Consider the following 5330-nt stretch of genomic DNA (forward strand, 5'->3'; position numbering starts at 1 on the left):
TTGCCCTACCGAGAGAAATGAATGCCGAGCAACGCCTAGAACTGGTTGAGGATTTCATTCAGTCCGAGATCGGCTCAAAATATCCGTATCAGTTTGCGATTCATAACCCTAAAGCAATGGACGGCAACGATCAGCCCCACGTCCACCTCATGTTTAATGAACGTCTGCAAGATGGAATCGCACGAGATCCAGAGCAATATTTCAAACGCTATAACGGCAAAAATCCTGAACGTGGCGGAGCTAAAAAAGATAATACAGGCAAGAGTTACCAGGAACGAAAAACCGATATTAAAGACCTACGCCAAAGATGGGCAGATTTATGCAACAGCCATTTAGAAAAACATCAAATTGACAGCCGTATTGATATGCGAAGCTATAAAGAGCAAGGCATAGACAAAGAACCTGAAAAGAAACTGCTACCAAGCCAAGCTAAGAATCCTGAAATCAGGGAAGCCCTGCAACAGTCGCGTACAGCCCATAAAGAGCTTGTAGGGCTAGACTTAGGCGACCCTAAAAAAGACCTCCAAGACCTCAAAGACAGCCCAATTTCAGACAAAGAAATTAAACAGGGTATTGAAAGCTTTAAGGCTGATTTTGATAGCTTCAAACAGCTTGCTTTGGAACAGTACAAAGAACAGCAGAAACTAGAACGAGAGCAACAGAAAACCATGAATTTTAAAGGGATGAGCCGATGACACCTGATGAAAAAAAGCTATATGCACTGATGGCAGTTGCAGAACAACAGCAAAACTTAGTCAATCAGGCCGTTAAAGAGCTTCAAATCACCGAAGAACGCATTCAGAAGGTCATCGCAGGTCAAACCCATCATACCGTATCAAAATCGCTAAATACGGGCTTACAGGAGGGTACAGCAGAGCTTGTTAAGACCGCTAAAGCACTTGGACGCTTAAAAAATTCGATTGATTCAGCCAGTGATCAATTCTCATGGAAAATCATCACAATAGTTTTGGGGATTTTTGCCATTCTTATGCTTGGCATCATTTGGTTATTTGCTGTTTATATCAAACCGCTTGAGAATATTTCTAAGATTGAAAGTTTAAGAGAGGATGGTATTCAGCTTGAGATTCGAAGTTGTACTGTTGGAGAAGAATCTAAACCATGTGTGCGTGTGATGAAAGAACAGTGCAATTATGGAAAAAATCATGATTTATGTGTGATCGACCCTATATAGAAAAATTCGAAAACAAAATTTGAAAGTCTGTTATGCCAATAATTAGAGTTTTAATACTCATATTCTTACATCAAAAGTAATGAAAAAGTAAAGATAATGCCTTATATTATCTTTATATTATTGGTTCCTTGGAGGGATTAACCATGTCCGCAGTCAATTTCAATATGCGTTTAGAGGCAGAACTAAAAGAAAAAGTTACTCCTATTTTGGAGGACTACGGTTTAACCATGCCACAGGCATTTAAACTGTTCTTAAATCAAATTGTTAAAACGAAAACGATTCCATTGTCTTTTGATTATGCAAGGGAAACAGCTTTAACCCCTAAAGCAGCAGCAAAGTTGCTTCACTCTCTTAAAGAAATTGAAAATGGGGAGTACACCGAGTACGAAACAGTAGAAGAAGCCATTCAAGCAATGTCGGAAGAAGCTAATGGCTAAACGAAAAATCATCGTAACCAGCTCATTTAAACGAGATATTAAAAGACGTTACTTAGATTTGGTTACGGCTGAATGGGCCGAGGTACTGGACTGTTTAGTCGCTAATAGTCCATTGCCTGAAAAATACCTAGATCACCCATTAAAAGGTGGTGCTGAGTTTAAAAATTGTCGAGATTGCCACGTTAAACCCGATTTAGTCTTAATTTATAGGCTCGTAGGTGATGATGTTTTAGAATTACACCAGTTAGATAGCCATTCAGAGATTTTTGGTTAGGCGACCATTTAGAACTGTTTTAATGTTTTAAAATTAGTAAAAGTTAAGGAAATTTTTATGCTACAACGGTCAAGTTTAGAGAGAAAAGAGTTTAAGGAAGATGAACTTAAACTGATTAAAAAGTTTGATGTAAAGAATCTGGCAGTTATTTTTCCTGAAAATCTTAACCAATTACTGATTTGGACTTCTGAACTTGCTCAACATAATCATGCTCAATTTATTGAGTTTAGTAATAAGTTAGGACTTATGGCTGAGGATAATGTAGAAGAACGAGAAGAAATTAATAAGAAGATTAAGTTTTATAGAAATAGTGCATTTGAAGAAAACCAAATAAAAGATTTCTATCTAAAGAAGCTACTGGATCAGGGGGAAGCGACCGTAAGGGGATATATCAAACATCCGATTAAGCAGAATACGAAATATGCCGTAATTTCTTATCATGGATATGACTTTGTTAGCTTTGCGACGCCTGAGATTATTGAAAAATCTCCCTTAAATTTCATTGATTTTGTGCAAATTGAAGCACCAAAAACACTGGCTGATATACACCCCGATGAAGCTCTACTGCTATCAACTATCAAGGATTTTATAAAGCCCTTTAAAGAACAATATAAAAAAATAACGAGCAAAAATAGGGAGATTAAAGAACATAATGCTGTCGTACATGAAATTTATATAAAAATTAAAAATAAAGAAGCAACTCTGCAAAAATCAACAGACTCGAAGCCTAAAGAATCTAGTCCAAAGTCTACTGAAAATAGTGCTGTACCAGTAGAAATGAAGCAGGTGGCCATTCAGAAAAATATGGCTCCACAAGAAAAGCCGATTACAGTGATTAAGAAGCGAAAGTTTGCTTTAAACAAAGAAAAGTAAATTTTAATTTAAAAATACAAAGAAAAAGCCCATCGAGTATTGAAACTCGACGGGCTTTCGCTTTATATTCAGCGGTACGCAGTTATTTGATGCTTCAACATCAAGTAACGAAGATCAGCGGAGTACCACCTCGCACTGATTTCACACTAAGGCTTGTACCTGAACTCTATTTTCACAATAAACAGTGTTTATATCAAGCCTCAAAATGATAAGTCTTCGTTAATTCGTGTTTTAAATCGTCAAATAAGTATCCTAGATCGAGCTTTGCCCGCTTCTGCGTGTCCGTTTTACGGTCGGCATGCAGTACGTGTGGTAGGAATAAGTGTCACTGGCGTATTGTAGCTATAGTCGAAAGGCTAAACCGCTTACAGGGGAACTTCACATAGGCGGAGCGTTGGGAGTAGTTGCATAGGACTTGTTAAGTTGTACGTTGGGGAAACCCTCACAGAGATACAGGCAATGTAACGACAGGGAGCGCGTGGAGAGAGGTGCAAAACCTTGAGTCCTTGTCTGCATAGTCAGCAAAGCTATGTGCGGATACGACCGATATACGTGGCTCCGAAGCCAAATATATACAGGTAAATCGGCAATACTTAAGGGAAATGACTTTTTTTTAAAAGTTGTCCCTTAGGGTGAGTATTGCCGAAACTCTCTCAACCGTTCACCAAAGCCAAAGCACGAAGTGCGACGCTTTGGGAACGAGTTGAGAAGTTGAGAGCATTTGCTTTTTATATTTTAGAGGGGGCGTATGATTGTGATTTGTATTATAGCTCTTTTCCTGCTTAGGCTATTCTATGTATAACTCATCTAATATTTTACCTTTTAGGGAATGTAATTCTTGATATATCTCATTGTATTTTTGATCTAAATTTTCACTATATTCTAAATACAGCTTAACGTTATCTTCCTTTATAGCATGCAATAAATCGTCGTGCATATTTATGAAATTTGAATCTTTAGTTTCTATTTGGTCTAAATTATTTTCTTTAAAAAATAATTTAATAACAGGGAATTGTAGCTTTAAATAATTTATATATTCTAAATATTCTTCTCTTCTTTTTTTAAATAAAGTGTTCTTAAATTCATTAAAATCTGGTGTCATAGCTGAAATGCTTTCAGCATCTTTCCAAGTAGTACTCAGTGATCTTTTATGAGCATAAAATACACGATACATATATTGGTGATATAGAGTAAGTTGATCAATTGCTTTAAGAGCTTCTTTTAATAGCTCATGGTTTATCGTTACTGTATGTTGTTTTATCCAAGTATTTAATCCAAGAATTACAACTAATGGAGCTAAAATATAAGCTGTTGTTTGTACTGTTGTTATTACTGTTTTATGGTCATAAACACATTTATACAGTTCTCCTTGGCATAAAGCTAAAAAGTTAATAAATCCTTGGATTAATAAAACTGCTATGTATATCCCAATATAAATTGCTATGTACTTTATAGTTATTTTACTCATATCTTAATTTCCTTTTTTACGGTTTTCTAAGATATCTAAACCAAGTTTATGCCATATCGCCCATTTTTCGTCATTTGGATCAATTTCAGCAGTTTTAAGCAGTACGCCAAGTAATTCCGCTGGATCTCGCTGATCTAAGTTAGCAATCTCAAAAAGTGCGCCTAATTGAATAAGATGCCGTGTACGAGCCTTACGTTCAGCTTCCTTTTCCGCATTCAATAATTTTCTAACTGCTATTTTTTGCTTATTCGCCCGATCTATGGCTTTTTCAGCTTTGATCAGGGCATTTAATTTCTTTTCTTGTTCAGGTGTTCGGTACTGAATTTGAGCCAATTCCAATAGAAGTTTTTGAGCATCACTAGGATTTTTTAAAGCAGAAATGTAGGTGATTTTTTCAGATAGCCATTCATTATTCATATTCAATTCCTTAATTCAGATACCGCAAAAGTACAGGCTCAATTCTCAAAGAACGATAACAAAATAATTACGTCCAAGGTACGCAATTTTGTTAAAGTTCGTTCTAGAGATTGTCGCCTACACTTCCATCAAAAATTTGATGGCGCGCTTAGACGTTTCTCAATTTCATTGAGAAACCTAAGCACGTTAGGGACTTCATCCCTAAGACCCTGAAACTTCTTTTTTAGGTAAATTTTCAATTTACTTAAAAAAGAAGTAGAAAAGCCTAGGAGCAACAACATGCAACTAAAACAGGTATTGGGAAAAATCAAAGATATTATTTTTGGTGTGATCGCAGCACCGCTACTCATCATCATTATGATGCTTGCTTCAATACTCGATCAAAGAGCATTTAAGAAAGAACGAAACCGAAAAAAGGAACAGGATAAATCCTAATGGCGATAGCTCGTTTAAGTGTCAAAGTCGGTAAGGCAGGCAAAGCAGCACCGCATGCCGAATATATTGATCGGGACGAAGAAAAGAAGCTGAAACAGGAACAGGCAGAATCAGACCTTGAACATAGTGCTTATGGAAACATGCCGAAATGGGCTGAACATAATCCAATTACCTTTTGGGAAGCAGCCGACCTTTACGAGCGCAAAAATGGCAGTACCTATCGAGAATATGAAA

The 5330-nt window shown here is 36.7% G+C and carries 8 protein-coding genes and 1 pseudogene; 7 read left to right on the forward strand and 2 right to left on the reverse strand.

The window, feature by feature from the left end; translation table 11 throughout:
• From C9E89_RS21350 to C9E89_RS21370, 5 genes are all read left to right on the forward strand, one after another.
• Window positions 1–695 (forward strand): MobA/MobL family protein (locus C9E89_RS21350; RefSeq protein WP_107010144.1); only part of this gene is annotated, 695 nt, incomplete at its 5' end.
• Window positions 692–1192: a hypothetical protein gene (locus C9E89_RS21355; RefSeq protein ID WP_005098403.1), complete on the forward strand. Its 501-nt coding sequence runs from the start codon at window positions 692–694 to the stop codon at window positions 1190–1192. The genes C9E89_RS21350 and C9E89_RS21355, both read left to right, overlap by 4 nt.
• A gap of 143 nt (window positions 1193–1335) precedes the next feature.
• Window positions 1336–1629 carry a type II toxin-antitoxin system RelB/DinJ family antitoxin gene (locus C9E89_RS21360; RefSeq protein WP_107010145.1) on the forward strand — a complete coding sequence of 98 codons (294 nt, stop codon included), beginning with the start codon at window positions 1336–1338 and terminating at the stop codon, window positions 1627–1629.
• Window positions 1622–1903: a type II toxin-antitoxin system YafQ family toxin gene (locus C9E89_RS21365; protein WP_005098405.1), complete on the forward strand. Its 282-nt coding sequence runs from the start codon at window positions 1622–1624 to the stop codon at window positions 1901–1903. The genes C9E89_RS21360 and C9E89_RS21365 overlap by 8 nt, the downstream gene beginning before the upstream one ends.
• Before the next feature lie 57 nt (window positions 1904–1960).
• Window positions 1961–2776 (forward strand): hypothetical protein, encoded by an 816-nt coding sequence (locus C9E89_RS21370; protein WP_107010146.1) that lies wholly within the window; start codon window positions 1961–1963, stop codon window positions 2774–2776.
• Between the two features lie 787 nt (window positions 2777–3563).
• Here the strand turns inward: C9E89_RS21370 and C9E89_RS21375 are convergent.
• Both C9E89_RS21375 and C9E89_RS21380 read right to left on the reverse strand, forming a co-directional pair.
• Window positions 3564–4244 carry a hypothetical protein gene (locus tag C9E89_RS21375; protein ID WP_107010147.1) on the reverse strand — a complete coding sequence of 227 codons (681 nt, stop codon included), beginning with the start codon at window positions 4242–4244 and terminating at the stop codon, window positions 3564–3566.
• Between the two features lie 3 nt (window positions 4245–4247).
• Complete coding sequence (locus C9E89_RS21380; RefSeq protein ID WP_107010148.1) at window positions 4248–4661, reverse strand: conjugal transfer protein TraD; 414 nt, start codon at window positions 4659–4661, stop codon at window positions 4248–4250.
• Between the two features lie 279 nt (window positions 4662–4940).
• Here C9E89_RS21380 and C9E89_RS23425 point away from each other — a divergent pair, with 279 nt between their 5' ends.
• Window positions 4941–5096, forward strand: a complete 156-nt coding sequence (locus tag C9E89_RS23425) for a hypothetical protein (RefSeq protein WP_171405195.1) — start codon at window positions 4941–4943, stop codon at window positions 5094–5096.
• Window positions 5096–5330 (forward strand): annotated as a pseudogene (locus C9E89_RS21385) (MobA/MobL family protein); the annotation flags it as partial. The gene C9E89_RS23425 and the pseudogene C9E89_RS21385, both read left to right, overlap by 1 nt.

The organism is Acinetobacter sichuanensis (assembly GCF_003024515.2).
Taxonomy (GTDB): Bacteria; Pseudomonadota; Gammaproteobacteria; order Pseudomonadales; family Moraxellaceae; genus Acinetobacter; species Acinetobacter sichuanensis.

What these genes read in the sequence shown, in the direction of transcription:
- C9E89_RS21355 (WP_005098403.1), top strand. Translation starts at nt 692, where the DNA reads ATGACACCTGATGAAAAAAAGCTATATGCACTGATGGCAGTTGCAGAA.
- C9E89_RS21360 (WP_107010145.1), top strand. Translation starts at nt 1,336, where the DNA reads ATGTCCGCAGTCAATTTCAATATGCGTTTAGAGGCAGAACTAAAAGAA.
- C9E89_RS21365 (WP_005098405.1), top strand. Translation starts at nt 1,622, where the DNA reads ATGGCTAAACGAAAAATCATCGTAACCAGCTCATTTAAACGAGATATT.
- C9E89_RS21370 (WP_107010146.1), top strand. Translation starts at nt 1,961, where the DNA reads ATGCTACAACGGTCAAGTTTAGAGAGAAAAGAGTTTAAGGAAGATGAA.
- C9E89_RS21375 (WP_107010147.1), bottom strand. Translation starts at nt 4,244, where the DNA reads ATGAGTAAAATAACTATAAAGTACATAGCAATTTATATTGGGATATAC.
- C9E89_RS21380 (WP_107010148.1), bottom strand. Translation starts at nt 4,661, where the DNA reads ATGAATAATGAATGGCTATCTGAAAAAATCACCTACATTTCTGCTTTA.
- C9E89_RS23425 (WP_171405195.1), top strand. Translation starts at nt 4,941, where the DNA reads ATGCAACTAAAACAGGTATTGGGAAAAATCAAAGATATTATTTTTGGT.